16 protein-coding genes and 2 pseudogenes are annotated in these 24,683 nt (G+C 72.6%); 6 read left to right on the forward strand and 12 right to left on the reverse strand.

Annotation, left to right across the window (positions count from 1 at the left end; all coding sequences use genetic code 11):
- Positions 1-818 precede the first annotated feature (818 nt).
- A complete protein-coding gene (locus ACFY3L_RS47830; RefSeq protein ID WP_389340400.1) occupies positions 819-3,254 on the reverse strand; it encodes a transglycosylase domain-containing protein in 2,436 nt (811 codons plus the stop codon).
- 432 nt (positions 3,255-3,686) lie between these two features.
- On the opposite strand from ACFY3L_RS47830, the gene ACFY3L_RS47835 reads away from it, so the two are divergent.
- Positions 3,687-3,995, forward strand: coding sequence for a WhiB family transcriptional regulator (locus ACFY3L_RS47835; protein ID WP_344515926.1), 309 nt, complete (start codon positions 3,687-3,689; stop codon positions 3,993-3,995).
- Between the two features lie 8 nt (positions 3,996-4,003).
- On the opposite strand, the gene ACFY3L_RS47840 is transcribed toward ACFY3L_RS47835, so the two are convergent.
- From ACFY3L_RS47840 to ACFY3L_RS47850, 3 genes are all read right to left on the reverse strand, one after another.
- Complete coding sequence (locus ACFY3L_RS47840; RefSeq protein WP_389340402.1) at positions 4,004-5,122, reverse strand: ArsA family ATPase; 1,119 nt, start codon at positions 5,120-5,122, stop codon at positions 4,004-4,006.
- A gap of 34 nt (positions 5,123-5,156) precedes the next feature.
- Positions 5,157-6,092, reverse strand: a complete 936-nt coding sequence (locus ACFY3L_RS47845) for an ArsA-related P-loop ATPase (RefSeq protein WP_389340508.1) — start codon at positions 6,090-6,092, stop codon at positions 5,157-5,159.
- 77 nt (positions 6,093-6,169) lie between these two features.
- Entirely contained in the window at positions 6,170-7,153 is a 984-nt protein-coding gene (locus ACFY3L_RS47850; RefSeq protein WP_389340404.1) for a hypothetical protein, read from the reverse strand.
- A 156-nt stretch (positions 7,154-7,309) separates the two neighbouring features.
- On the opposite strand from ACFY3L_RS47850, the gene ACFY3L_RS47855 reads away from it, so the two are divergent.
- The 5 genes and pseudogenes from ACFY3L_RS47855 (at position 7,310) to ACFY3L_RS47875 (ending at position 14,228) form a co-directional block, all read left to right on the forward strand.
- Positions 7,310-7,468, forward strand: coding sequence for a hypothetical protein (locus tag ACFY3L_RS47855; protein WP_354785288.1), 159 nt, complete (start codon positions 7,310-7,312; stop codon positions 7,466-7,468).
- A 1-nt stretch (position 7,469) separates the two neighbouring features.
- On the forward strand, positions 7,470-7,931 hold the full coding sequence (locus ACFY3L_RS47860; protein WP_389340406.1) for a RidA family protein: 462 nt from the start codon (positions 7,470-7,472) through the stop codon (positions 7,929-7,931).
- Between the two features lie 78 nt (positions 7,932-8,009).
- Positions 8,010-8,795: an MBL fold metallo-hydrolase gene (locus tag ACFY3L_RS47865; RefSeq protein ID WP_389340408.1), complete on the forward strand. Its 786-nt coding sequence runs from the start codon at positions 8,010-8,012 to the stop codon at positions 8,793-8,795.
- Positions 8,792-12,289, forward strand: a pseudogene (locus tag ACFY3L_RS47870) (adenylate/guanylate cyclase domain-containing protein); the annotation flags it as partial. The gene ACFY3L_RS47865 and the pseudogene ACFY3L_RS47870, both read left to right, overlap by 4 nt.
- Before the next feature lie 370 nt (positions 12,290-12,659).
- Positions 12,660-14,228 carry a serine/threonine-protein kinase gene (locus ACFY3L_RS47875; protein ID WP_389340410.1) on the forward strand — a complete coding sequence of 523 codons (1,569 nt, stop codon included), beginning with the start codon at positions 12,660-12,662 and terminating at the stop codon, positions 14,226-14,228.
- Here ACFY3L_RS47875 and ACFY3L_RS47880 read toward each other — a convergent pair.
- The 8 genes and pseudogenes from ACFY3L_RS47880 to ACFY3L_RS47915 form a co-directional block, all read right to left on the reverse strand.
- Positions 14,182-15,342, reverse strand: coding sequence for an acyl-CoA dehydrogenase family protein (locus tag ACFY3L_RS47880; RefSeq protein ID WP_389340412.1), 1,161 nt, complete (start codon positions 15,340-15,342; stop codon positions 14,182-14,184). The two genes, ACFY3L_RS47875 and ACFY3L_RS47880, sit on opposite strands and share 47 nt — an antisense overlap.
- Positions 15,343-15,362: 20 nt before the next feature.
- The gene (locus tag ACFY3L_RS47885; RefSeq protein WP_389340414.1) at positions 15,363-17,387 is read right to left on the reverse strand and encodes a biotin carboxylase N-terminal domain-containing protein; all 2,025 of its coding nucleotides are present in this window, start codon (positions 17,385-17,387) and stop codon (positions 15,363-15,365) included.
- Between the two features lie 14 nt (positions 17,388-17,401).
- On the reverse strand, positions 17,402-18,982 hold the full coding sequence (locus ACFY3L_RS47890) for an acyl-CoA carboxylase subunit beta (RefSeq protein ID WP_389340416.1): 1,581 nt from the start codon (positions 18,980-18,982) through the stop codon (positions 17,402-17,404).
- 3 nt (positions 18,983-18,985) lie between these two features.
- A complete protein-coding gene (locus ACFY3L_RS47895; RefSeq protein WP_389340418.1) occupies positions 18,986-20,083 on the reverse strand; it encodes an acyl-CoA dehydrogenase family protein in 1,098 nt (365 codons plus the stop codon).
- A pseudogene (locus ACFY3L_RS47900) lies at positions 20,080-21,572 on the reverse strand (acyclic terpene utilization AtuA family protein). Before ACFY3L_RS47900 ends, ACFY3L_RS47895 begins: the two are co-directional and overlap by 4 nt.
- Before the next feature lie 56 nt (positions 21,573-21,628).
- The gene (locus ACFY3L_RS47905) at positions 21,629-22,426 is read right to left on the reverse strand and encodes a TIGR03084 family metal-binding protein (RefSeq protein ID WP_389340420.1); all 798 of its coding nucleotides are present in this window, start codon (positions 22,424-22,426) and stop codon (positions 21,629-21,631) included.
- 1 nt (position 22,427) lies between these two features.
- Entirely contained in the window at positions 22,428-23,030 is a 603-nt protein-coding gene (locus ACFY3L_RS47910) for a TetR/AcrR family transcriptional regulator (RefSeq protein ID WP_389340422.1), read from the reverse strand.
- Positions 23,031-23,144: 114 nt separating this feature from the next.
- Positions 23,145-23,822, reverse strand: a complete 678-nt coding sequence (locus ACFY3L_RS47915) for a Crp/Fnr family transcriptional regulator (RefSeq protein ID WP_033363643.1) — start codon at positions 23,820-23,822, stop codon at positions 23,145-23,147.
- Between the last annotated feature and the right edge of the window lie 861 nt (positions 23,823-24,683).

The following is a 24,683-nucleotide window of genomic DNA, read 5'->3' on the forward strand; positions in this document are numbered from 1 at the left end:
GAGGCCGTGGTCCGGCCGTAGGTCAGCCCCGCTGCAACTCGGCCTGAGTCCAGCTCCGGCTCGCCCCGGCGCAGTCCCGCCGCAGCCCGGCCCAGCTCCCACCCAGCCCGGTCCTGGTCGAGGCCGTGGTCCGGCCGTAGGTCAGCCCCGCTGCAACTCGGCCTGAGTCCAGCTCCGGCTCGCCCCGGCGCAGTCCCGCCGCAGCCCGGCCCAGTCCCAGTCCTGCTCCGGCTCGACTGCAGCCCGCCCTCGGCCCAGCCCGTCCTCGGCCCAGCCCGTCCTCGGCCCAGCCCGCCTCCGGCCCAGCCCGCCTCCGGCCCGGCCCGGCCCAGCCGCAGTCCAGCCCCGCTGCCAGTCCAACCCCAGTCCAACCCCAGTCCAGTCCTGCCCTGGCCCGGCCGCAGCCCGGCTCCGGCCCAGGCCTCAGTCCCGGTCCTGCCACAGCCGCAGCCCAGCCCTACCCCGACTCAGTCCCAGTCCAACCCGGCCCAGTTCTGCCGCGGCCCGGCTCGAGCTTCCCCCGGCGCAGCGCCGCTGCGGCCTGGCTCAGTCCCAGTCCTACCCCCGGCCCGGCCCCGGCCAAGCCACAGCCCAGCCCAGCTCGGTCGCAGCCCAGCTCAGTCGCAGCAGCTCGGTCGCAGCCCGGCTTGGTCGCAGCTCGGCCCGGGTCTGATGCATCCCAGCCCCAGCCCAGCCCTGGTTGTGGCTGAAAGGCATCGCGGGTGGGAATCCCTGAGCAGGGCGTCAGCGCAGAGAGGAGAACGGAAGCGGCCGCCCCGGACAGGCCGGGGCGGCCGCTTCGTGTGGTGTGGTGCGGGTCAGCAGACCCAGGGGAGCGAGCATCCCGTGTCGTCGCGGACGCCGGTGCCGGGGTCAGTGCCCGCGTACGGCGGGGCGGGGTTGCCGGGGCCCTTGCTGATGATCAGGGCGACCTGGCCGCCCTTGACCGTGGCGCCGCCTGGTTCGGTGCGGGCGACGGTGCCGGCGGGGCAGGGGGAGGCGACCTGGGCCGGGGAGACCGTCACGGTGAAGCCGGCCCGGGTGATGCGGCTGCGGGCCTGGTCGACCGCGGCGCACTTGACCGACGGGATCTCGACCAGCTTGCCCATCGACTTGTCCTTGGTCGGCGCCGTGAACTGCACCACCGGCTTGCCGGCGAGGCCGTCCTTGAGCGTGCCCAGGGTCGCGTAGTTGATCTGGGGGTGCTTCATGTCCTTGTTCGTCTCGGGCCAGTCGGGGTCGGTGAGGAAGCCGCCGACCGCGAGCTGCTTGGTCATCGCGACGAACGTGGCGCTCTTCTCCGAGTCGGTGGTGCCGGACTTGCCGGCGACCGGGCGGCCGACGTACTTGCGGGCGTAGCCCGCGGTGGCGCCGCCGCACTTGCCGGTGGCGGACTGGTCGCCGACGGGGCAGCGGGCCATGTCGACGGCCGCGCGGGCGACCTCCTTGTCGACGACCTGCTTGCACTTCGGGTCGAGCCCTTCGACCTTCTTGCCGCTGTTGTCCTTCACCTCGAGGATCGGGGTCGGGTCGCAGTACAGGCCGTCGGCGGCGAGCGTGCCGTAGGCGTTGGCCAGCTGCAGCGGCGTGGTGGCGCTGACGCCGAGGGTGAAGGCACCCCAGCCCTTCGGGTTGGCGGCGAGCTTGGCGTCCTCGGTGGCGTTGAACTGGATGCCCAGTCGCTTCGCGACGTCGACGACCTTGTCGGCGCCGACCTGCTGCTCCAGCGGCACGAAGTACGTGTTGATGGAGCTGCCGAACGCGGTCCACATGTTGTACGGACCGGACTGGCCGCCGGCGTTCTTCGGGCAGTACCACGGGCCGTTGCAGGCCGCCGGGCTGCTCGGGTCGATCTTGAAGGTCGACTGGAACTGCTTCTCGGTGTTGATCGTCGTCGCCAGGGGCAGGCCGGCCTCCAGCGCCGCCACCGCGGTGAACATCTTGAACGTCGAGCCGGCCTGGTAGCCGGGGATGTCCTTGTCACCGGTGATGATCGGCACCGTGGTGTTCGGGTAGTTACCCTTCTGGCCCTTCTTGTCCGGGTTGGTGTTCGGCCCGTTCTTGCTGTTGTCGTTGCTGAACGTGCGGTTCGTGGCGATCGCCGTGACCCGGCCCGTGCCCGGCTCGACCGCGGCGAGCATGATCGCGTTCTGGTTGCCGAGGCGGATCTTCTCGTTCTTGCCGACGTTCGGCTGGTCGGCGGCGTACTTGAACGCCGCGGCCTGGGTGTTGATGTCGAGGGCGGAGATCACCGTGTAGCCGCCGGCGCGGAGCCGGTTGGCGCGCTGGTACTGGTCCTCGCCGAAGGTCTTCTGCTCCAGCCACCAGCGGCGCAGGTAGTCGCAGTAGAAGCCGGCGCCCAGCTCGGGGCGCTGCACCGACTCGCAGCCCTCGGGCGTGCGCTTGCCGACGATGTTCAGCTTGGTCTTGCCGGCCTCGTCGGCCTGCTGCTGGTTGATGTAGCCCATCGCGACCATCTGGTTCAGCACGTACTTCTGCCGGTTCATCGCCACCGGCAGGCCCTCGGCCGTCGCCGGGTCGCTGGTGCCGGGCGCCTTGACCAGACCGGCGATGAGCGCGGCCTCGGGCAGGGTCAGGTCCTTCGGGTCCTTCTCGAAGTACACGTGCGCGGCCGCGAAGATGCCGTAGGAGCCGTGACCGTACGCGGCGATGTTGAGGTACCGCTCCAGGATCTCGTCCTTGCTGAGCTTCTTCTCCAGGTCGATCGCGTACTTCATCTCGCGCAGCTTGCGCGTGGGGGTCTTGTCGGTGGCGTCCACCACGTCCTGCGGTGTCTTGGCCGAGTAGGAGATCGCCTGCCGCACGTACTGCATGGTCAGCGTCGAGGCGCCCTGCTCGGCGCTGCCGCCGGCGTTCTGGTTGGCGACGAACGCGCGCGCCACACCCTTCACGTCGACACCGCGGTGCTCGTAGAACCGGTTGTCCTCGGCGGCGACGATCGCCTTGCGCATGACGTCGGCGACCTCGCTCAGGGGGACGTCGCGGCGGTTCTCGTCGTACATCATCGCCAGCAGGGTCTTGCCGTCGGATGCGTACACATAACTGATCTGCGGCGACGGCAGCACATCGATGTCAGTCGGCAGATTCTCGAACGTGTCGGCGCCGGCCTTCGCAGCCAGGCCCGACATCGCAACTGCGGGGAACGCGGCCGCAGCGACCACCAAACCCGCGAGCAGCCCACACAGCAGGAGCGATGCCGCATTGGGCAGCAGGCCGTGTTCGCGTTTGCGCATCCAGGTCACTTCCTCAGACTACGGGACGGCGTCATGAGGCCGCGTCCTGATGCTGGCGTCCTCGTTGTCCTAGACGCGTGACACCGGGCGTGAGGTTGACCCGTAGCCGAGTCTGATACATGGATCGCGGGGGCGCGGGCTTTTTGGGCAAATCACACCCAGACGTGACGCTGCAGTAGCACGCTCCGGTCTTTGGTAGATCACATAAGGCCGGTTAACCTGGTGCAACAACGTTGCGTAACTGGACGACTACAGAGCATGATGTTCCGGAAAGCTCCTCTCGGGGTTCCCGTGGCCGGGGACCCTCCTGTCGCGCCGGGTAGCCCGGCGAACTGCATCCAAAAGCCATGGGGGGACGTGGGTTTGGGTGCTATTCGCTGGGGCAAGCACGGCGGATGGACCCGGGGGGAGTCCAAGGGGGGAAGAGGAAATATGAGCATGGTCGTCGACTGGCCCAGCATCGCCGCGTGTCGCAACGGCGACCCGGACGCTTTGTTCGTCCAGGGTGCCGAGCAGAACGTGGCGAAGCGGATCTGCCGGAGCTGCCCCGTGCGGTACGAATGCCTGGCGGATGCCCTCGACAACCGGATCGAGTTCGGAGTCTGGGGCGGCATGACCGAGCGCGAGCGCCGTGCGTTGCTGCGCCGTCACCCGCAGGTGCCCAGCTGGCGCAAGATGTTCGAAGCCGCCATGGATCGTAACGAGAAGGACGCCACCAAGGAGCTCGTTCCGACCGGCTGAGGCACCGGCTAGAACGAGTATCCGATCGCGCGCAGCCCGTCGAGGTCATGGACGTCGGCGGGCTGTGCCGGGATCTTCACGACCGGCACACCCGGGTGGGCGCGCAGGAACCGGCCTGACACCGCCGCCTGCCTGTCCCGCTGGTCCGCGAGCTCCGCATGTACGCGCAGCACCTCCGCCGTCGCGGGATGCTCTCCCAGCTCGTCCAGCCGCCCGGCGGCGGCGCGGGCCTCGCCGGCGTCCAGCGCGGCGGGGACCGACACCACCCGGTTGAGCACCAGCCCCGCCAGCGGCATCCGGTCGGCGGCGAGCCGCCCGGCGAAGTACATCGCCTCCCGGACCGCGTCCGGCTCGGGCGCCGCCACCACCAGGAACGCCGTCTCCGGCGCCTGGAGCACCCGGTACGTCTGCTCGGCACGCTCCCGGAAGCCGCCGAACATCGAGTCGAGGGCGCCGACGAAACCCGACAGGTCGGTCAGCAGCTGCGCCCCAAGGATTTTGGTGACGGTACGGCTGAACAGCCCGAACGAGGCCGACACCAGGTTGAACACGCTGCGCCCGCCGGCCCGGGCCGGGGCGAGCAGCAGCCGCAGCATCTTGCCGTCCAGGAACCGTGACAGCCGGGCCGGCGCGTCGAGGAAGTCCAGGGCGGAGCGCGACGGCGGCGTGTCGACCACGATCAGGTCCCACGCGTCGCGGGCCCGCAGCTGGCCGAGCTTCTCCATCGCCATGTACTCCTGCGTGCCGGAGAACGTGGAGCTCATGGCCTGGTAGAAGGGGTTGGCGAAGATCTCCTCCGCCCGCTTCGGGTCGGTGTGCTCGAGCACGACCTCGTCGAAGGTCCGCTTCATGTCCAGCATCATGGCCTGGAGCTCGGCCGAGTCGGGCTGCAGGCCCTTGACCAGCCGTGGCGTGTTGTCCAGCTCGGTCAGGCCCAGCGCCTGCGCCAGCCGGCGCGCCGGGTCGATGGTGAGCACCACCGTGCGCCGGCAGTGCCGCTCGGCGGCGCGCACCGCGAGCGCGGCGGCGGTCGTGGTCTTGCCGACTCCGCCGGAGCCGCAGCAGACGACGATGCGGATCGCCGGGTCGGCGAGGATCGCGTCGACGTCGAGCTTGGGGGTCCCCACCTAGCGAGCGTATCCGTTCCTCGCTCGGTCAAGCTCAGGTGAGCAAGAGATCACCGAGGGACTCCAGCGCCTGCGGGGTGACACCCCCCGGGAGCACGGGCAGCTCCACCACCGGCCGGCCGAGACCCTGCAGGTCGGCCCGCAGGGACGCCTCCGCGGCGACCCGGGTCTGATACGCCTTCGCCTCACCCGCCAGCCCCGCGAGGGTCTCCTTGTCGGCGGTGAGCCCGGCCGCGGTCAACCCCCGGCGCAGGTCGGCCTGCGTCACCTTCGCGCCGGCCAGCACGGGCGGGCGGGTGGCGTTGACGATCACCGTGCCGATCGGGATGCCGAGCCGGCTGAGCTCGTCGATCGCGTCGGCGGTCTCCTGGACGGGCATCTCCTCCAGAAGGGTGACCACGTGCACGGCCGTCATCGGCGAGCGCAGGATCGCCGCGACGCCTTCGCTCTGCGTCTTGATCGGGCCGACCTTCGCCAGCCGGGCCGTCTCGGCGGTCACGTTGAGGAAGCGGCCGATCCGCCCGGTCGGCGGCGCGTCGAGGACGACCGCGTCGTAGACCCGGCGGCCGTCGGTGGTGCGCGTCACCGCTTCCTTGACCTTGCCGGTCAGCAGGACGTCGCGGAGCCCCGGCGCGACGGTCGTCGCGAAGTCGACGGCGCCGACCTTGCGCAGCGCCCGGCCGGCCACGCCGAGCCGGTAGAACATCTCCAGGTACTCCAGCAGCGCCTCTTCGGCGTCGACGGCCAGCGCGCGGACCTCGCCGCCGCCGCTCGCCGTGGCGATCCGCAGTTCCTGATAGGGCAGCGGGTCACGGTCGAACAGCTGCGCGATGCCCTGCCGGGCCTCGACCTCGATGAGCAGCGTGCGCCGGCCGTCCCGGGCGAGCGCGAGGGCCAGCGCGCCGGCGACCGTGGTCTTGCCGGTGCCGCCCTTGCCCGTGACCACATGCAGACGGGCGGGCCAGCCCATGCTTCCTGCACGGCCGCCCCGCCCGTCCTGAGACTCGCGCGTTGTCACCCCTCGACGCTACAGGGCGCCGCCGGTGACTACGCGGCAGTGATCTCGCACACCCACCAGCCGTTGTCCTTCGTCGCGAGGAACTTGTACTTCGTCTCAGCGACCTTCTCGTCACTCGTGGCGACCTTGATCGGCACGATCAGCGTCGCCGAGGAGGCGTCCTGCTTCTCGACCGTCGGCGCGGGCCAGGTGTAGGTCGGGCTGGTCAGGCCGGCGTCGTACTTCTTGATGTCGTCGACCCGGGCGGCCAGCTTGTTCTTGTCACGGGACGACGAGCAGACGTACTTGAGCGCGTCGGTGGTGTTCTTGTCCTTGTAGACGGCCTTGAGGAAGCCGTTGACCGCGTCGACCGCGGTCGGCTGGCCCTTGCCCTGGTTGCCCTTCTGGACGAAGTACGCCGCGGCGCCGCCACCGCCGCACAGGACGAGCACGACCGCCAGGACGATCAGGGTGATCATCAGGCCGCGCTTCCTCGGCGGCGCCGGCTGCTGGTAGCCGGGCTGGTAACCACCCGCGTAGGGGTCCGCCGGGAAGCCGCTGGTCGGCTGGCCGGGGAAGCCGCTCGTGGGCTGGCCGGGGAAGCCGCTCGTGGGCTGGGCCGGGAAACCACTGGTCGGCTGCTGCTGCAGCGGACCAGTCGGGAACTGCCCCGCCGGCTGCGGACCGGTCGGGAACGCGCCCGTCGCCGGGTACTGCGGCTGCTGCGGGTACTGCGCCGGGTCCGGCTGCCCGAACTGTGGCTGCTGCCCGAACTGCGTCGGGTCCTGCTGCGGATAGCCGGCCTGCGGGAACGGCGGCTGGCCCGGCACCGCATACGGCTGACCGGACGTCGGAGGCGCGGAGGTCGGCGGCGCCGAGGTGGGCGGCGGCGCGGCGAACGGGTCCTGCACGCCCGGCGCGGGCGGCCAGCCCTGCCCCGGCGGTGCCTGCGGTGGCTGACCCGGCGCGGCGTAAGGGTCGCCCGGCTGACCCTGATATTCAGGCTGCCCGGGGTACTGGGGCGGTTGTGTCATGTCTCCACCTCGTGTGCGACGGCCGGTCCGCCGGCGGTCCGGCTCCCGGGACCCGTGCGGCGCGGCCCTTAGGGTAGCCGCCACGCGCGAGCATTGGGGGACCCGATTCGGTCGGCGCGCGCTCGGCCCGCACCAGGCGACCGATAGTCTCGCCTCATGCAGAAATGGGAGTACCTGACCGCGCCCTTGCTGGTCCACAACACGAAGCTGATCCTGGACAACTTCGGCGAGGACGGCTGGGAGCTCGTGGCGATCGTGCCGGGCCTCAACCCGGAGAACCTCGTGGCCTACTTCAAGCGGCCCAAGGCGGCCTGACGTGGGCAGCGAGGTGTTCACCCGGCTCGAGGAGCTGGGCCTGACGATCCCGGCGGTCGTGCCGCCGGTCGCCGCCTATGTGCCGGCCGTACAGACGAACAACCACGTGTACGTCTCGGGACAGCTGCCGATGGTCGACGGGAAGCTGGCCGCCGCCGGCCTGGTCGGCGCCGACGTGACCCCGGAGCACGCCAAGGACCTCGCCCGCCAGGCCGGGCTCAACGCCCTCGCCGCCGTGCACGCCCTCGTCGGCCTGGACAAGGTCGTCAAGGTGGTCAAGATCGTCGGGTTCGTCGCGTCGGCGCCGGGCTTCACCGGCCAGCCGGGCGTCATCAACGGCGCCAGCGAACTGTTCGCCGAGGTCTTCGGCGAGGCCGGCCGGCACGCCCGCAGCGCCGTCGGCGTCGCCTCCCTGCCGCTCAACACCCCGGTCGAGGTCGAGGCGATCTTCGAGGTCGCCTGAGCGGCGGCTCCCCGTGGGTGACTTCGATGGCCGGTCGGGTGACGTGTCGTGGGAACCGGCCCGCCGTACGATCACTTCGTGGTAAGCCACGTCACCGCCCCGACCGCCGAAGTCCTCACGTCGTTGCCCGACTGGGTGACGCTCGTCCGCGCGCCCAACCCGGGTCCGATGACACTCGACGGCACCAACACCTGGCTCCTGCGGGCGCCCGGCGGCGGCTGCGTCGTCGTCGACCCGGGCCCGCTCGACGAGGGCCACCTCCGGGCGGTCGCCGACCACGCGCCGATCGCGGCCATCATCCTCACGCACAGCCACGAAGACCACACCGAAGGTGTGCCCCGCCTCGCCGAGCTCACGGGCGCGCCGGTGCACCAGCCGCCCGTACACGCGACACTCGACGTCGACGGCGTCCTCATCGAGCCCGTCATAACGCCCGGTCACACCGCCGACTCCGTCTGCTTCGCCGCCCGGCACGGCGACCAGCGGCTGATGCTGACCGGCGACACCATCCTCGGCCGCGGCACCACCATCGTCGCCTGGCCCGACGGCGACCTCGGCGACTACCTGAACAGCCTGCGGCTGCTGGCCGGCTTCGAAGGCGTGCCCGCGCTGCCAGGGCACGGGCCCGCGCTCACCGACACCGCCGTCGCCGCCCGCTTCTACCACCAGCACCGCGAGGCCCGCCTCGAGCAGGTCCGGGCAGCGATCGCCACGGGCGCCACGGAACCCGCCGAGGTCGTCGCTCTCGTGTACGCCGATGTCGACCGCAGCCTGTGGGAAGCGGCCGAGTGGTCGGTCCGGGCGCAACTTGCCTATCTGAGTCGGGAATCACAGCCACCCCACCCAGGGTTGGACGCAACGTGACGTGTTCGGTGTGTGGGACCGTGGCCGTTCCGGGTGCGCGGTTCTGCCACCATTGCGGCTCCGCCCTACCGGCCGCCGCCACCCTCCCGGCCGCCGAGCGGCGGATCGTGACGGTGCTCTTCGGCGACCTGTCCGACTTCACCGCATGGTCGGAGGACCTCGACCCGGAGCGGGTCGGCGCCGTCACCGACCGGGTGCTCGCCGCGCTCGCCGGCGCGGTCAAGACCTTCGGCGGCCACGTCGACAAGCTCACCGGCGACGGCATCATGGCCGTCTTCGGCGCCCCCGTCGCCCACGAGGACGACGCCGAGCGCGCCGTCCGCGCCGCGCTGTCCATGCAGCGGGCGGTGCGCCGGGTCCTCGACGACGAGCGCGGCGGCGGCGCCCCGCTCGGGCTGCGCATCGGACTCAACACGGGCACCGTCGTCGCCGGGGTACAGGCGGGCATCGAATACACGGTCATCGGCGACACCGTGAACACCGCGGCCCGGCTCGCCGACGCCGCCGCGATCGGCGCCGTCTACGCGGGCGACCGCACCTCCGCCACCACCCGGCGGCTCGCCTCCTGGCGCGCACTGCGGCCGCTGCGCCTGAAAGGCAAACGGGAGCCGGTCGAGGCGTTCGAACTGCTCGGCCTGCTCGACGCCCCCGGCACGCGCTCCGGCCTCGGCGACGAGGCGCCGTTCGTCGGCCGCGAAGCGGAGCTCGCCCGGGTCTCCGGCCGGCTCGCCGAGATCGCCGACCGGCAGGAGACCCGCGTCCTGGTCTTCACCGGCGAGGCAGGCCTGGGCAAGTCACGGCTCGCCGGCGAGATCGAGCGCTTCGCCGCCGGCTACCTCGGCGGCGCCGGCTACACACCGAGCGCCGGGTTCGCGCCCGGCGGCGGCGCCCGCGTGCTGTCCGTGCACTGCGCCGCGTTCGGCGAACGCCGCCGGCTCGCGCCGCTGGCCGACCTCGTCCGCGCCGCGATCGGCCTGCCGCCGGACGCCACCAACCTCACCCGCGAGGCCGTCGAAGAGCGGCTGCGGCGCCTCGCGCAGCGGCTCGCCCGCGCCGCCCGCGGCCGCCCCGAGCCGCCACGCTTCGCCACCGACCTGCTGCTGAGCCTCATCGGCTACTCCGGCTCGTCGCCGGAAGCGTCCTGGGTCGCACCCGGCGCCAAACCCGACGAGCTCGACCTGCACGCCGTGCCCAACGCGGTCGCGGAGCTGCTGTCCGGCATGGCCGCCGAGACACCCCTCGTCGTCATCGTCGACGACCTGCACGACGCGACCGCCGAGACCGTCGACGCGCTCGGCGCCGCCATCGAGCGGATCACCGGCCCGGTCCTCATCGTCCTGCTCGGCCGGCCCGAACTGGTCCGCTCCGCCGGCGTCCTCACCCGCGTGCCCGACGCCGAGCTGGTGCCGATCCCGCCGCTGCGCGGCGCCGACGCGGCGCGGCTGCTCAGCGCGTACCTCGGCGGAGGACGGCTCGCGGCACCCGACGAGGACCGGCTCCTCGCGACCGCCCAAGGCAACCCGTTCTACCTCGCCGAACTGGTCACGCTGCTGCAGGAGCGCGGCGCGCTGAGCACCGTGCCCGGCAGCGACCCCGTCGGCTGGCGGCTCACCCCCGGCTCCCTCGGCGGGCGGCTCCTCTCCCGCGACCTCGCCGCCGTCCTCGCCGCCCGCATCGACGCGCTGCCTCCCGACACCCGCGCCGTGCTGCGTGACGCGGCCGTCATCGGCGACACCGTGCCCAGCCGGGCCCTGGAGGCGCTGCGCTTCAACCCGCCCGGCCAGCCGTCCCGGCCCGCCGTCGTCGCCGCCGTCGAGCTGGAGCGCGCCGTCGAGGAGCTGCTCCAGCGGCGCATGCTGCGCCGCGCCCGCGGCGGGTTCGCGTTCGCCACGCCGCTGCTGCGCGAGGCCGCCTACGCCGGCATCGGCAAGGCCGACCTCGCCGAACGGCACGCCGCGCTGTCCCGCTGGGCGGCCGCGGCGATGACCGCGTGGCAGAGCTCCGGCAACTCCAGCGGCACGGTCACCGGCCTCAACATGACCGCCGGCGCCGCCGACGCGTTCATCGCCGACCACGCCGAGCGCGCCTCCCGCCTCGCCGACGCCGTCGGGCTGCGCCCCGACTCCCTCGCCCGCTCCGCCGCGCCACTCGGCGTGCAGGCCCTCGGCCGCGCCGCCCGCGAAGCCCTCGCCACCGGCGAACCCGCCCAGGCCGCCCAGGCCGCCGAACGGGCCGCCGCGCTCGGCACCGTCCCGCCCGGCGACCGGCTCGTGCACGCGCGGGCGCTGCTGCAGCTCGGCCGGGTGTCCGAGGCCCTCGCCAGCGCCGAGAAGATCACTTCAAACGGGTCCGACGACGCGGCCGTCCGCGTCGGCGCACTGCTCGTCGCCGGACGCGCCTACCGCGCCACCGGCGACCAGCGCCGCAGCTACCAGACCCTCAGCGAAGCCCTCGAAGCGGCGACGGAGGCGCGCCTCACGTACGAGCGGGGCGACGCCATGCGCCGGCTCGGCATGGCCGACTTCCTCGAAGGGCGGCTCGCCGAGGCCGGCGGGCGCTTCGCCGAGTCCTTCCAGATCGCGGTCAGCTCCGGCGACCGCCGGGCGCAGGCGTGGTCGCTGCAGCACCTGGCCTGGGTCACCACCACCCGCGGCGACTTCGCCGGCGCCGACGCCGCCCTCGGCCGGGCGGCCCGCCGCTTCGCCGAGCTGGGCGATCCCGTCGGCCGGGCCTGGCTGCGCGGCACCACCGCCTTCGTCCGGCTGCTCGCCGGCCGGCTCGGCGAGGCCAGGCGCCTGGCGAAGGCCTTCCTGCCCTTCGGGGAGCGGGTCGGCGACGCCTGGGCGGTCGGCACGCTGCGCGCGGTCGAGGCGTTCGCGGCCGCGGAGAGCGGCGACCTGGCCGACGCCGACCGGGAGGCGCGCCGGGCCTACCGCGACTTCGCCGCCGCCGGCGACGACTGGGGCCGCGGCCTCGCGCTCGTGGTCCGCGGCGTGGTCGCCCGCGAACTGGCCGAGCCCGCACACGCCTTCGACCTGCTCACCGACGCCACCGAGTACGGCGAGAAGACCGGCCATCCGCTGCTCGTCGGCATGTCGCGGACGATGCGCGGCTTCGTCAGCCTGGACCGCGGCGACGCGGCGGCGGCCGAGGACGACGCCAGGGCCGTCCTGCAGGTCGTCGAGACCCACGACGTCCTCGAGGCGGCGAAGGTCGCGCCGCGGGTCCTGTTCGGCCTGGCCCGCCAGGCCCAGGGCGACCTTGCGGCGGCGCTGGAGGTGCTCGGCTGCGTGGCCGCGGACCGCCCCGGGCCGTCGGTGATGTTCTCCCGCCGGCACGCGGTGGCCGCCTACGCCGGCGCTCTGCTCGCCGCGGGCCGGCAGGTCGAGGCCCTCGACTGGGCCCGGCAGGCGCAGACCCTCGCCGGCGAGGACGTGCGCAGCCGGGTCTACGCGGCCCGCGTGCTCGCCGACGCCCTCGAGGCCAACGGCCAGTGCGACGAGGCCGCCGTCGTCACGGCAGCGCTCGCCACATGACATGTAGTAAGCACGCGGTTACGCTCTCGGAGATCAATTTCCGGTGAGGGTGTAAGGTAGCTTCAAAGCGGCCACGCAGCGCCGACCTCGCCCTTCCACGTTCTCCCCGGGCGACCGACGACCTCAGCCGGCGACGACCCCCCAGGAGTGACGACGACGTGCTCACGCGCCTGCGCGCGTCAGGCAGCGGGCGGGACGGGCGACCGACGCGACCACGGCGGACGTGACCGAGTGGGGGCGGCGGTGTGGGGCGGGCATCGATGGCGGGCGGGGTGTTGTGGCCGATGCGTGACGGCGGATGTCGGGTGGCTGTCGTACCGTTCTAGCCGTGGCCGATGCCGTACCCCTGCCGACGGTGCCCGGGATGACCGGGTTGACCGTGTTTGCGCGTGGCGGGTATGCGACCGTCTACCGGGCGACGCAGGAGTCGGTCGGGCGGGAGGTGGCGGTCAAGGTCGAGCACCGCACACTGGAGTCCGAGCGGGACCGGCGGCGGTTCATGCGGGAGGCGCGGGCCGCCGGGCGGATGTCCAGCCACCCGCACGTGGTGGACCTGTTCGACGCGGGGGTCACCGACCTCGGGCACCCGTATCTGATCATGGAGCTGTGCGACGGGTCGTACGCCGAGCGGATGCGGGACTCGCCGCTCAGTGCGGCCGAGGCGCGGGACGTCGGGTTCAAGATCGCTGATGCGCTGGCCGACGCGCACGCGCTCGGGGTGCTGCACCGGGACGTGAAGCCGGCGAACATCCTGTTCAGCCGGTTCGGGGAGCCGGCGCTCGCCGACTTCGGGCTGGCCATCCTCGCCGAGTGGCGCGACGAGTCCATGACGCTCGACACGCTGACGCCGGCCTACGCGCCGCCGGAGACGTTCCGGCAGTCGCCGCCGGCTGGGTCCGCGGACGTGTACTCGCTGTGCGCCACGCTGTACGCGCTCATGCGCGGGCGGCCGCCGCGTTGGCGGGAGGATCAGGCGCCGAGCCTGCTGTCGCTGGTCGACATGTTCAACGAGCGGATCCCTGACCTGCCCGGCTGCCCCGAGAGCCTGATGGCGGTGCTGCGGGCCGGCATGGCCAACGACGAGGCCGCCCGCCCGTCCGCGATCGAGCTCCGCGACCAGCTGATCAACCTGCGCCTGGAGCCGGTGCCGCAGGTGATCGTCCCGCCGCTCGGGTCGCCGCCGGTGGAGCCGGTGTACACGTCGAAAGCCGCCGAAGCGCGCAAATCCGACGAAAAGCATGAAACGCCAGCAACCCCGATTGTCGATGATCCGGACAAAACGGTGCAGCATGGGGTGGAGGCGCCCAGGCCGGATGTCGTGCCCGACACGCCCGCACCGCCGCCGGGCGCACGGCGGTTCATCATGGTCGCCGCGGCCGTCCTGCTGTTCGTGGCGGCACTCGTCGGCGCCGGCATCGCGTACAACCTGAACGCCGGCAAGAAGGAAGGCCCGGACCCGGCGAAGAGCCCGACCGTGACCGCGGCCCCCGAGAAAGGCATCCCGGGGGCGATCGCGTGCCCGCCGACCGTGGCGAAGGCCGCCCGCTGCTCGCAGACCGTGGAGTGCTTCGACGCGGCCAAGAAGCCGGTCGGCTGTGAAACACCGCACACGTGGGAGGTGTTCGCCTACGGCGACCTCCCCAAGGGCAGCCAGGTGCGGTCGGCCCAGGACAGCCAGACGGTCCGTGAGGTGTGCAACACGAAGACGTTGCTGCTGGTGTACCTGCCGGCGGTGGGGTGGGACGTGGACGTGCTGCTGCCCGAGGTGGCGCAGCAGCAGGCGGGACCGACCACGTTCCGCTGCCTGGCCGGCGAGCCGCCGGGCACGTTCACCGGCCAGCAGCTGCGGGTCAGTAGGACTTCTCCTGCCCCATCAGGTGCTGGGCGACGAAGTTGAGGATCATCTCCCGCGAGACCGGCGCGATGCGGCCGGCGCGGGTGGCGCCGAGCAGGGTCGCGACGCCGTACTCGGTGGTCATGCCGTTGCCGCCGTGCGCCTGGATCGCGGTGTCCACGGCCAGCGCCGACGCCTCCGCCGACGCGTACTTCGCCATGTTGGCGTTGACGCCCGCCTCCAGGTCGCGGCCCGCGTCGTAGAGGGCCGCCGCCTTCGCCACCATCAGCCGGGCCAGCTCGACCTGGATGTGCGCGTGCGCCATGGGGTGCGCGACGCCCTGGTGGCTGCCGATGGGGCGGCCCCAGACGGAGCGGGAGGCGGTGTAGGTGGAGGCCCGTTCCAGCGCGTACCGCGCGGTCCCGCAGGCCATCGCCGCGACCGTGATCCGCTCCGGGTTGAGGCCGGAGAACAGCGCCGGCAGGCCCGCGTCGGGGTCCTCGCCGATCAGGCAGGAGGCCGGGACCCGCACCTCGTCGAAGAACAGCAGGAACTGGTTCTCCGGTGACACGATCTCCATGTCCAGCTTGGACATGGTGAGGCCGGGGGCGTCCGTGGGGACCATGAACAGCGCCGGCTTCAGCTTGCCGGTGCGGTCGTCGGCCATCCGGGCGACGACCACGACCTGCGAGCACTCGTCGACGCCGGAGATGTACACCTTGCGCCCGGTGATCACGTAGTCGTCGCCGTCGCGGCGGGCCACCGTGGACAGCTTGTGGAAGTTGGAGCCGGCGTCGGGTTCGGTGATGGCGAAGCACACCTTCCGCGTGCCGTCGGCGAAGCCCGGCAGCCACCGTGCGCGCTGTGCCTGCGTGCCGTGCCGGTTGACGATCGTCGCGGCGATCGCGGGCGACACCACGAGCAGCAGCAGCGGCGCGCCGGCCGCGGCCAGTTCCTCGCAGACGATCGCCAGCTCGGTGATGCCGCCACCGCCGCCGCCGAACTCCTCGGGCACGCTGACGCCGAGGTAGCCGAGCTTGGCGGCCTCGTCCCACAGCTCGTCGGAGTGCTCGCCGGCCTTCGCCTTGCGCACGAAGTACTCGTGCCCGTAGCGCTTGCCGAGCTTCGCCACCGCGTCGCGGAGGTCCTGCTGTTCCTGGGTGTGGTCGAAGTCCATGAGGGGTGGGCTCCAATCTCTCAAAGAGCGGGCGTCAGCACCGCCAGGAGTGCTCCCGACTCCACCTGCGAGCCGGCCGCGACCCGCAGGTCGCTGATGACACCGTCGGTGGGGGCGTGGACGGGGTGTTCGAGCTTCATCGCCTCCACGGTCAGCAGCAGCTCGCCGGCGGCGACCCGCTGACCGGGCACGACGAGCACGCGGCCGACCGCGCCCGGCAGCGGCGCGATCAGGGAACCTTCGGGCTGCTCGGAGACCGGCAGCGGGTAGCGGGGCAGCTCGGTCAGCGTCACCGAGCCCTCGGGACTGTCCACGTAGGACACGTCACCGATCGCGGCGACCGAGAAGTGCAGCCGCACCCCGGCGACGTCGAGCACGACCTGGTCGCCGGTCGCCGACAGGATCTCGGCCGGCGGGTGGTCGGGCGCGCCGGCCGGGTCGAGCGCGGCACCCGGCAGGCCGACGTCCTCGGGGTCGACGCGGCGCACCGCCCAGGCGGCGAGGTCGTTCAGGCGGTCCAGCCGGTAGCCGACCTCGATGGTGCCGGTCGGCCCCTCGTACACCACCGACTGCAGCGCGCTGGGGACGTTGCGCCATCCGGAGGGCAGGCCGGGCAGGGTGGCCCGCTTGGCACGGCGGGCGGCGCCGGACAGCGCGGCGGCGAGGCACGACAGGCGCACGGCGTCCACGGAGGACAGCAGCGGCGCGAACACCTCGGGGTGCCGGTCGAGGAAGCCCGTGTCGGTGCCGCCGGACAGGAACGCCGAGTGCCGCAGCACCCGCACCAGCAGGTCCCGGTTGGTGGTGACGCCGTGGAAGCGGGCGCGGGCGAGGGCGTTGGACAGCATCCGGGCCGCCTCGGCGCGGGTCGGCGCCCAGGCGATGAGCTTGGCGAGCATCGGGTCGTAGTGCACGCCGACCACGGAGCCGTCGACGACCCCGGAGTCCAGGCGCAGGCCCGGGGCGGGCAGCGGGCCGAACGAGTGCGCGACGCCCGGCACGTCGAAGCGGTGCAGCGTGCCGGTCGAGGGCATCCACGCGTAGGCGGGGTCCTCGGCGTACAGGCGGACCTCGATCGCGTGCCCGCGCAGCGGCGGCGGGCCGTTGAACGGCAGCGAACCGCCCTCGGCGACGACCAGCTGCAGCCGCACGAGGTCGACGCCGACGACGCACTCGGTGACCGGGTGCTCGACCTGCAGGCGGGTGTTCATCTCCAGGAAGAAGAACTCGCCCGACGGCGCGAGGAGGAACTCGACGGTGCCGGCGCCCACGTAGGACACCGCCCGGGCCGCGGCGATCGCCGCCTGGCAGAGCCGGTCCCGCAGCTGCGGGTCGACGGCCGGCGACGGCGTCTCCTCGACGATCTTCTGGTGCCGGCGCTGGATGGAGCACTCGCGCTCGCCGAGCGTCACGACGTTGCCGTGCGAGTCCGCCATGATCTGGACCTCGATGTGGCGGGCGCGTTCGATGTACCGCTCGCAGAACACCGTCCCGTCGCCGAACGCCGACGCCGCCTCGCGCCGCGCGGCCGCGACCGCCTCGGGGAGCGACTCGGGGTCCCGCACGATGCGCATGCCCCGGCCGCCGCCGCCCGCGGACGCCTTCACCAGTACCGGGAACGCCTCCACCTGCTCGGGCTCGAGCGCGGTCGGCAGCATCGGCACGCCCACGTCGGCGAGCAGCGCCTTCGCCTCGATCTTCGAGCCCATGAGCGCGATCGCCTTCGGCGACGGCCCGACCCAGGTGAGCCCGGCGTCGACGACGGCCCGCGCGAACTCGGCGTTCTCCGACAGGAACCCGTAGCCGGGGTGCACGGCGTCGGCGCCGCACTTGCGCGCCGCCGCGATGATCAGGTCACCGCGCAGGTAGGTCGCGGCCGGCGCGTTGCCCGGCAGATGGACGGCGTAGTCGGCCTCGGCGACGTGCGGCGCGTCGGCGTCGGAGTCGGAGTAGACGGCGACCGTCTCGACGCCCATCGCCCGGCAGGTGGCGAACACCCGCCTGGCGATCTCGCCGCGGTTGGCGACAAGTAGCCTGCGAATCACGGCTGGTCCTTTGCTTAGAGGCGGAAGACGCCGAAGTTGGGGTTCTGGTCACCGGAACGCACGAGCGCCAGGCACATGCCGAGCACGGTGCGGGTGTCGCGCGGGTCGATGACGCCGTCGTCGTACAGGCGGCCGGAGAGGAACAGGGCGGCCGACTCCTGCTCGACCTTGTGCTCCACCATGAACCGCATGGTGCGGTCCTGCTCCTCGTCGTAGGCGTGGCCCTTGGCCTCCGCGGCCTGCCGGGCGACGATCGACAGCACCCCGGCGAGCTGCTGCGGGCCCATGACGGCCGACTTGGCGTTGGGCCAGGTGAAGAGGAAGCGCGGCTCGAAGGCGCGGCCGCACATGCCGTAGTTGCCGGCGCCGTAGGACGCGCCGATGTTGACCGTCAGGTGCGGGACCTTGGAGTTCGCCACCGCGTTGATCATGAGCGCGCCGTGCTTGATGATGCCGCCCTGCTCGTATTCGCTGCCCACCATGTAGCCGGTGGTGTTCTGCAGGAAGAGCAGCGGGGTGCCGGCGGCGTTGGCGAGCTGGATGAACTGGGCCGCCTTCTGCGCCTCGGCGGAGAAGAGCACGCCGCGGACGTTGGCGAGGACGCCGATGCGGTGGCCGTGGATGGCACCCCAGCCGGTGCACAGGGCCTGGCCGTAGGCGGGCTTGAACTCGTCGAACTCGCTCGCGTCGAGGACTCTGGCGAGGATCTCGCGGGGGTCGAACGGGACGCGCAGATCCGCTGACGGGATGCCCAGGAGGTCGTCGGCGTCGAACTTCGGCTCGGGGCCGTAGCTGCGATCGGTGAAACCGCCGAAGTTGCGGACCACGCCCCGCGCGAGCCGGAGCGCGTCGCGCTCGTCCTCCGCGATGTAGTCGGCCAGGCCGGAGCGGGAGGCGTGCATCGCGGCGCCGCCCAGCGTCTCGTCGTCGACGGTCTCGCCGGTGGCCATCTTCACCAGCGGCGGGCCGGCGAGGAACACCTTCGCCCGGTCCCGCACGAAGATCGTGTAGTCCGACATGCCGGGCACGTACGCGCCGCCGGCCGTCGCGTTGCCGAACACCACCGCGACCGTCGGGATGCCCGCCGCCGACAGCCGGGTCAGGTCGCGGAACGCCGCGCCGCCCGGGATGAAGATCTCCGCCTGCTGGGGCAGGTCCGCGCCGGCGGACTCGACCAGGTTGATCATCGGCAGCCGGTTCTCGCGGGCGATCTGCGCCGCTCGCTGGGTCTTCTTCAGCGAGAACGGGTTGACCGCCCCGCCGCGGACCGTCGGGTCGTTCGCCACGATCACGCACGGCGTGCCCTCGACGATGCCGATGCCGGTGACGACGCTCGCACCGACGGGGTACTCGGTGCCCCACGCGGCGACCGGGCAGATCTCCAGGAACGGCGAGTCGCGGTCGACCAGCAGCTCGATCCGCTCGCGGGGCAGCAGCTTGCCGCGGGCGTGGTGCCGGGTCACGTACTTCTCGCCGCCGCCGGCGCGGGCCTGCCGCAGCGCCGACTCAAGGTCGGTCAGCCGCTCCAGCATCGCCTCGCGGTTGTCCAGGTAGGCGGCCCCGCGCGGGTCCAGCGCACTGGTCAGGATCGGCATGCCTCAGACCCCCAACTGCTTCGCGATGATCTCGTTCATGATCTCCGTGGTCCCGCCGCCGATGCCCATGATCCGAGCGTCCCGGTAGTGGCGCTCGACCTCGGCGTCGCGCAGATACCCGAGGCCACCGTGCAGCTGCACGGCCTGGTCGACGACGTGGTCGCAGGCCGCGACCGCCGTGTTCTTCGCCATCGCCACCTCCGTAACGAGTTGATCGCCGCTTGCGACACGCAGCGCGGTGTGTCGCACGTAGGTGCGGGCGACGTCGACCTGCCGGGCCATCTCGGCGAGCCGGTGCCTGACGAGCTGCCGGCTTGCGAGCGGCCGCCCGAACGTGTGCCGGTCACGGACCCAGGCGAGCGTCAGGTCGAGGCAGCGCTGCGCGGTCGCGTAGCACTGCACGGCGAGGGACAGCCGCTCGGCGGCGAAGTGCGCCAGCAGCGTCTGGATGCCGCCGACGTCGTGGCTGCGCGGCACCCGGACGTCCACGAAGGACAGCTCGGCGGTGTCCGAGCAGTGCCAGCCCATCTTCTCCAGTCTTCTGGTGACGGTGAAGCCTTCCGCCACGACCAGCCGCACGCCGTCCTCGGTCCGCACCGCCGTCGTGGCGAAGTCGGCCCTGGCGCCGCTGGTGATGAAGAGTTTGGTCCCGTTCACGGTGTACGAGTCGCCGTCGGCCTTCGCGGTGGTGCGGACTCCGGCGACGTCGGATCCGCCGTCCGGCTCGGTGATCGCCAGGCAGCCGATGCGCTCGCCACGCAGGGTGGGCCGCACGTACCTGTCGATGAGGTCCGCGTCGCCGCTCGCGACGATGTGCGGCAGCGCGATCCCGTGCGTGAACAGGGCCGCGATCAGCCCCGACGAGCCACCCGACTGGATGATCTCCTTGGTGACCACGATCGAGTCGAGCAGGTCGCCGCCCTCGCCGCCGACCTCCTCCGGGAACGCGATCCCGAGCAGCCCCAGCTCGGCGGCCTTGCGGTGCAGTTCGCGCGGCACCTCACCGGCCCGCTCCCACTCCGCGAGGTGCGGCACGATCTCGTTGCGGGTGAATTTCCGCACAAGGTCCCGCAGCTCCGGCTTCGCGAACGCGTCGATCATGGCAGCAGCTCGTCGGGGATGTCGACGACCCTGGATCGCAGCCACTCGCCGAGGGCCTTGCCCTGCGGGTCGAAGCGGGTGCCGGCCGCGACCCCGTCGCCGAGGATCCCGTGCACGACGAAGTTGAGCGCGCGGAGGTTCGGCAGCTCGTGCCGGCTGACGTCGCGCACCTCCGGCAGCAGCGTCTTGAGCAGGTCCTCGGTGAGCGTGGCCCGCAGCCACGCGTACGCCTCGTCGCTGCGCGCCCAGACGCCGATGTTGGCGTCGCCGCCCTTGTCGCCGGACCTGGCCCCGAACAGCGTCCCCAGTGGCACTCTCATCGGACCTCCACCACGCTGCCGTCAGGCAGGACCGCTACGTGCGGGACCTCGCTGCGCGGTACCGCACCCGCTGAGAACACTCCGAAGGGCGTGGCGTCGCCCGGTGGGCCGGTCAGCGTGAGGCCGGGATAGGAGGCCAGGGCGAGCTCGACGGCCGCCTGCGAGAAGGCGCGGCCGGCCGCCTTCGGGTCGGTGCTCTTGATGTGCACGGCCAGCAGCGCGCTCGCCCGCTGCTCGTCGTCGGCGTCGGGGTGGTCGGTGCGGGCCAGCGTGAACTCCATCGGGTGGTGCAGCTTGCCCCGCAGCTGCCGCTCGACGAGGGCCGCCTTCTCCTCGATCTGCAGCCCGCACAGGACGAACGTCATGCTGTTGCGGAAACCGCCGAGCGCGATCCTGCCGACCTTCAACGTGTCCGGCGGGGGACTGCCCTTGACGCCGCTGACCTCGACCCGGTCAGGTCCTCGCTGGGTGAGCCGGATCGTGTCGAAGTGGGTGGTGACGTCCGGGCCGAGGTACTCGGGGGCGCCGATCTCGTACAGGAGCTGCGCGGTGACCGTGTCGACCGTGACGGCGCCGCCGGTGCCGGGGTGCTTGGTGATGACCGACGACCCGTCCTCGTGCAGCTCCGCGATCGGGAAGCCGGCGTGGTCGAGGTCGGGGATCTCGGTGAAGAACGAGTAGTTTCCGCCGGTCGCCTGGGCGCCGCACTCGAGGACGTGGCCGGCGACGGTGGCGCCGGCGAGGGCGTCGAGGTCGTCGTGGGTCCAGCCGTAGCGGGCGATGCCGGGGCCGACGACCAGGGACGCGTCGGTGACCCGGCCGGTGACGACGATGTCCGCGCCGGCCTTGAGGCACTCGGCGATGCCGAACGCGCCGAGGTACGCGTTGGCGTCGGGCGCCACGGCGTCGCCTTCGACGTGCGCCACCTTGACGTCCGGCGCGAGCGCCTCGATCGCCTTCCGCAGCCCGGCCGGGTTGAGGCCGCCGGCGTTCGTGACGATCTTCGTGCCCCGGTCGCGGGCGGTCTGGACGAAGCCTTCGAGCTGCCTGAGGAACGTCTTGGCGTAGCCGGTGCCCGGGTCCTTCATGCGGTCCTTGGCCAGGATCAGCATGGTCAGCTCGGCGAGGTAGTCGCCGGTGAGCACGTCGAGCGGGCCGCCGTCGAGCATCTCCTGCCAGGCCGTGGCGCGGTCGCCGTAGAACCCCGAGGCGTTGCCGATGCGGATCACTGCCGCGGCTCCCGCTTCTGCCCGGGCGGGCCGGCGAACGCCTGGGCGAGGGTCGTCCACCGCCGCGCCTCGTCGCCGGTGGCCTGCAGCCTGAGGTCGGCCGGGTGCCGGCGCTGGGTGACCAGCAGGCAGAAGTCCTCGGCCGGGCCGACGACCCGGTTCGGCGCGTCCTCGGGGCCGAACGTCCACACCTGACCGTCCACGGTGGACAGCTCGATCCGGAACGGTGCCGCGGGCGGCCGCTCGCCGTGGCTGAGGAAGCTGTGCCCGATCGTGCGGAACCCGAGGTTGGCGACGTGCCGCAGGCGGTCCGTGGGCCGGCGGTGCTCCTGCGCGTCGGGCCGGTCGGGGAACGTCTCGGCGACGTCCTGCCCGTGCGCCCAGGTCTCCATCATCCGGCCGGTCGCGCTCGACAGCGGCGACATCGCGGTGCCGAACCAGGGCAGCTTCTCGTCCTTCGGCGTCGCGCTCAGCGCCTCCGCCAGGGCCTGCCGGCCGTCCCGCCAGCGGCGCAGCAGCTCCGCGGGCGGGGCGATGGTGTCGGCCGCCGCCCGGTCCACCATCGTGAGCGGGTCCTCGATCGCGCTCATCCGCGCGACGAACGCGGCCGGGTCGGCCGCGGCGAGGGTCGCCACCGTGTCGGTCCAGTGCAGGTGGGCGATCTGGTGCGCGACCGTCCACCCCTTCGCGGGGGTCGGCCGGCTCCAGTCCTTGTCGTCCAGCGCCGACACGAGCCGGTCGAGCGAGTCGGACTCTGCCTGCAGGTCCTTCAGGACCTCGTCCAGCGTCACCATCTCAAGTCCCCAGGATCGTCGTGAGCTGCACTTTCCACGCCGCGAGCAGTTGACCGCGGCGGTGGCTGTCGTCGGTGAGCAGGTTGGCCACGCCGAGGCCGCGCAGCAGGTCCAGCGTCGCCTGGACGGCCTCGCGGACGCCCGGGCGCCGCTCGTCGGCGCCGAGCAGCTCGACGGTCAGGCGGTGCATCTCGCGCCCCACCCTCGCCTCCAGCGGCACCAGCGCGTCGCGGAGCTCCGCGTCGGTGCGGGCGGCGACCCAGACCTCCAGGGCGGCGACGAACAGCGGGCCGGTGAACGCGGCGGCCAGCATGTCCAGCACCTTGTCGAGGCGCTCGTCGCGGTCGCCGGTGAGGGTCGCGGCCTCCTTGCGGATCTCCTCGGCCCGCCGCTCGGCGAGGTGCGTGACGGCGGCGAGCACCAGGGCGGCACGGGTCGGGTAGTGGTGCAACTGGGCGCCGCGGGAGACGCCGGCGCGCTCGGCGATGACCGTGGTCGTGGCGCCCGACCAGCCGTGCAGGACCAGGCAGTCGACGGTCGCCTCCAGCAGGCGCTGCTGGGTGGCGCGGCTGCGCTCCTGCTGCGGGGCTCGGGTTGCGCTCACGCCTTCGAGAGTGGTCGGTTCAAAACAAACAGTCAAGCCTGATTTTTTTGCCGGCAAGCAAAAAGGCACGCGGCGGCGTGCCTTTTTGGGGTGTCCGTACCCGGGTCGCCTTGCTCAGACGCGGGCGCGGCGGGCCAGGCGCTCGGGGTCCATGATGATGACGCTCTTGCCGTCGAGGCGGAGCCAGCCGCGGGAGGCGAAGTCGGCGAGGGCCTTGTTGACCGTCTCGCGCGAGGCGCCGACGAGCTGCGCCATCTCCTCCTGGGTCAGGTCGTGGTTGACCCGCAGGACGCCGCCGTCGCGGGTGCCGAAGCGGCCCGCCATCTGCAGCAGCGTCTTGGCGACCCGGCCGGGCACGTCGGTGAAGATCAGGTCGGCGAGAGCGTCGTTGGTGCGGCGCAGCCTCCTGGCCAGCACGCGCAGCAACTGCTCGGCGATCTCCGGCCGGTTGGTCAGCCAGGGCCGCAGCGCCTGCTTGCGCAGCCGGGCCAACCGCGTGTCGAGGACCGCCGTGGCGGTCGCGGTGCGCGGCCCCGGGTCGAAGAGCGACAGCTCCCCGACCATGTCACTCGGGCCCATCACGGCGATCAGGTTCTGCCGGCCGTCCGCCGCGCGGCGACCCACCTTGATCTTCCCTGACAGCACGATGTACAGACTGTCGCCCGGCTCGCCTTCACTGAACACGATCTCGCCCTTGCGGACGTCGATCGTCTCCATCTCCTTGGCGAGGGATTCGGCAGCCTCGGGCTCGACGCCCTGGAAAATGCCGCTGCGGGCCAGTACCTCGTCCATCGCGTCCACCTCGAATCCGTCGGCGCGTCGCTCGCCATGAGCAATCACGCGAACGTCAGTTTATGCACACGGGGTCGTCTCCCGGGCGTCGGGCAGGATGATCACAATACATGCCGACCTGCGGCGCGGCGCCCTTCGACAGTACCGGTGACGCAGCGGAACCGGTCGGTCACGACGTCGCGGGGGTGCGATATGTTCGCGGCGGGGCGAGTCGACCCCACTGGGCTCAGCTGTGGGGTGGGAAGCGCATGACGGTGTACGGCGGATCGCCTTCCCGTTGGCCCGACGATCGGGACCAGCCTCCACAGGATCAACCGCCCGGCCGCGGCGAGGGTTACGGCCAGCCCGGCCCCGATCCGCGCGCCGCCGACCCCGCCACCGCCGCCTGGGACGACGACTGGGCGGCCGGGGCTCCCGGTCCCGCCGCTGGTCGCGGGGCCGCGCCTGGGGCGGATGACTGGGCCGCTGGGGCCGCTGGTCGTGGTGGCGGCCGGGGCGCCGCGCCTGCCGGCGATGACCGGGCCGCTGGGCCAGGGGGTGCCGACTGGGCCGCTGGTCGCGGTGACGGGCGGGGTGCGGGTTCGCGGAGTGCCGAGCCCGCGGCTTGGGGTGCTGAGCCTGGGACGGCCGCCTGGGGCGCCGACGCCGGTGCCGCCGTCTGGGGCGGCGACGGCCGTGGTGCCGAGCCCGCGACGGCCGCCTGGCGCGCCGACACCCGCTCCGGCGATCCTCGCGCTGCGGATCCCCGTTCTGGCGATCCTCGCGCTGTGGACCCCCGTTCTGGCGATCCTCGCCCCGGCGACCCGCAGGGTGGCGAGCTGCGTGGCGGCGACTTCCGGGCGACGCAGCCTCCCAGCAGCG

Origin of the sequence: Dactylosporangium sp. NPDC000521, assembly GCF_042898305.1 — a bacterium.
Taxonomy (GTDB): domain Bacteria; phylum Actinomycetota; class Actinomycetes; order Mycobacteriales; family Micromonosporaceae; genus Dactylosporangium.

What these genes read in the sequence shown, in the direction of transcription:
- ACFY3L_RS47845 (WP_389340508.1), bottom strand. Translation starts at nt 6,092, where the DNA reads ATGGGCTGGCCCGCCCGTCTGCATGTGGTCACGGGCAAGGGCGGCACC.
- ACFY3L_RS47835 (WP_344515926.1), top strand. Translation starts at nt 3,687, where the DNA reads ATGAGCATGGTCGTCGACTGGCCCAGCATCGCCGCGTGTCGCAACGGC.
- ACFY3L_RS47850 (WP_389340404.1), bottom strand. Translation starts at nt 7,153, where the DNA reads ATGACACAACCGCCCCAGTACCCCGGGCAGCCTGAATATCAGGGTCAG.
- ACFY3L_RS47915 (WP_033363643.1), bottom strand. Translation starts at nt 23,822, where the DNA reads ATGGACGAGGTACTGGCCCGCAGCGGCATTTTCCAGGGCGTCGAGCCC.
- ACFY3L_RS47905 (WP_389340420.1), bottom strand. Translation starts at nt 22,426, where the DNA reads ATGGTGACGCTGGACGAGGTCCTGAAGGACCTGCAGGCAGAGTCCGAC.
- ACFY3L_RS47895 (WP_389340418.1), bottom strand. Translation starts at nt 20,083, where the DNA reads ATGATCGACGCGTTCGCGAAGCCGGAGCTGCGGGACCTTGTGCGGAAA.
- ACFY3L_RS47880 (WP_389340412.1), bottom strand. Translation starts at nt 15,342, where the DNA reads ATGGACTTCGACCACACCCAGGAACAGCAGGACCTCCGCGACGCGGTG.
- ACFY3L_RS47890 (WP_389340416.1), bottom strand. Translation starts at nt 18,982, where the DNA reads ATGCCGATCCTGACCAGTGCGCTGGACCCGCGCGGGGCCGCCTACCTG.
- ACFY3L_RS47855 (WP_354785288.1), top strand. Translation starts at nt 7,310, where the DNA reads ATGCAGAAATGGGAGTACCTGACCGCGCCCTTGCTGGTCCACAACACG.
- ACFY3L_RS47830 (WP_389340400.1), bottom strand. Translation starts at nt 3,254, where the DNA reads ATGCGCAAACGCGAACACGGCCTGCTGCCCAATGCGGCATCGCTCCTG.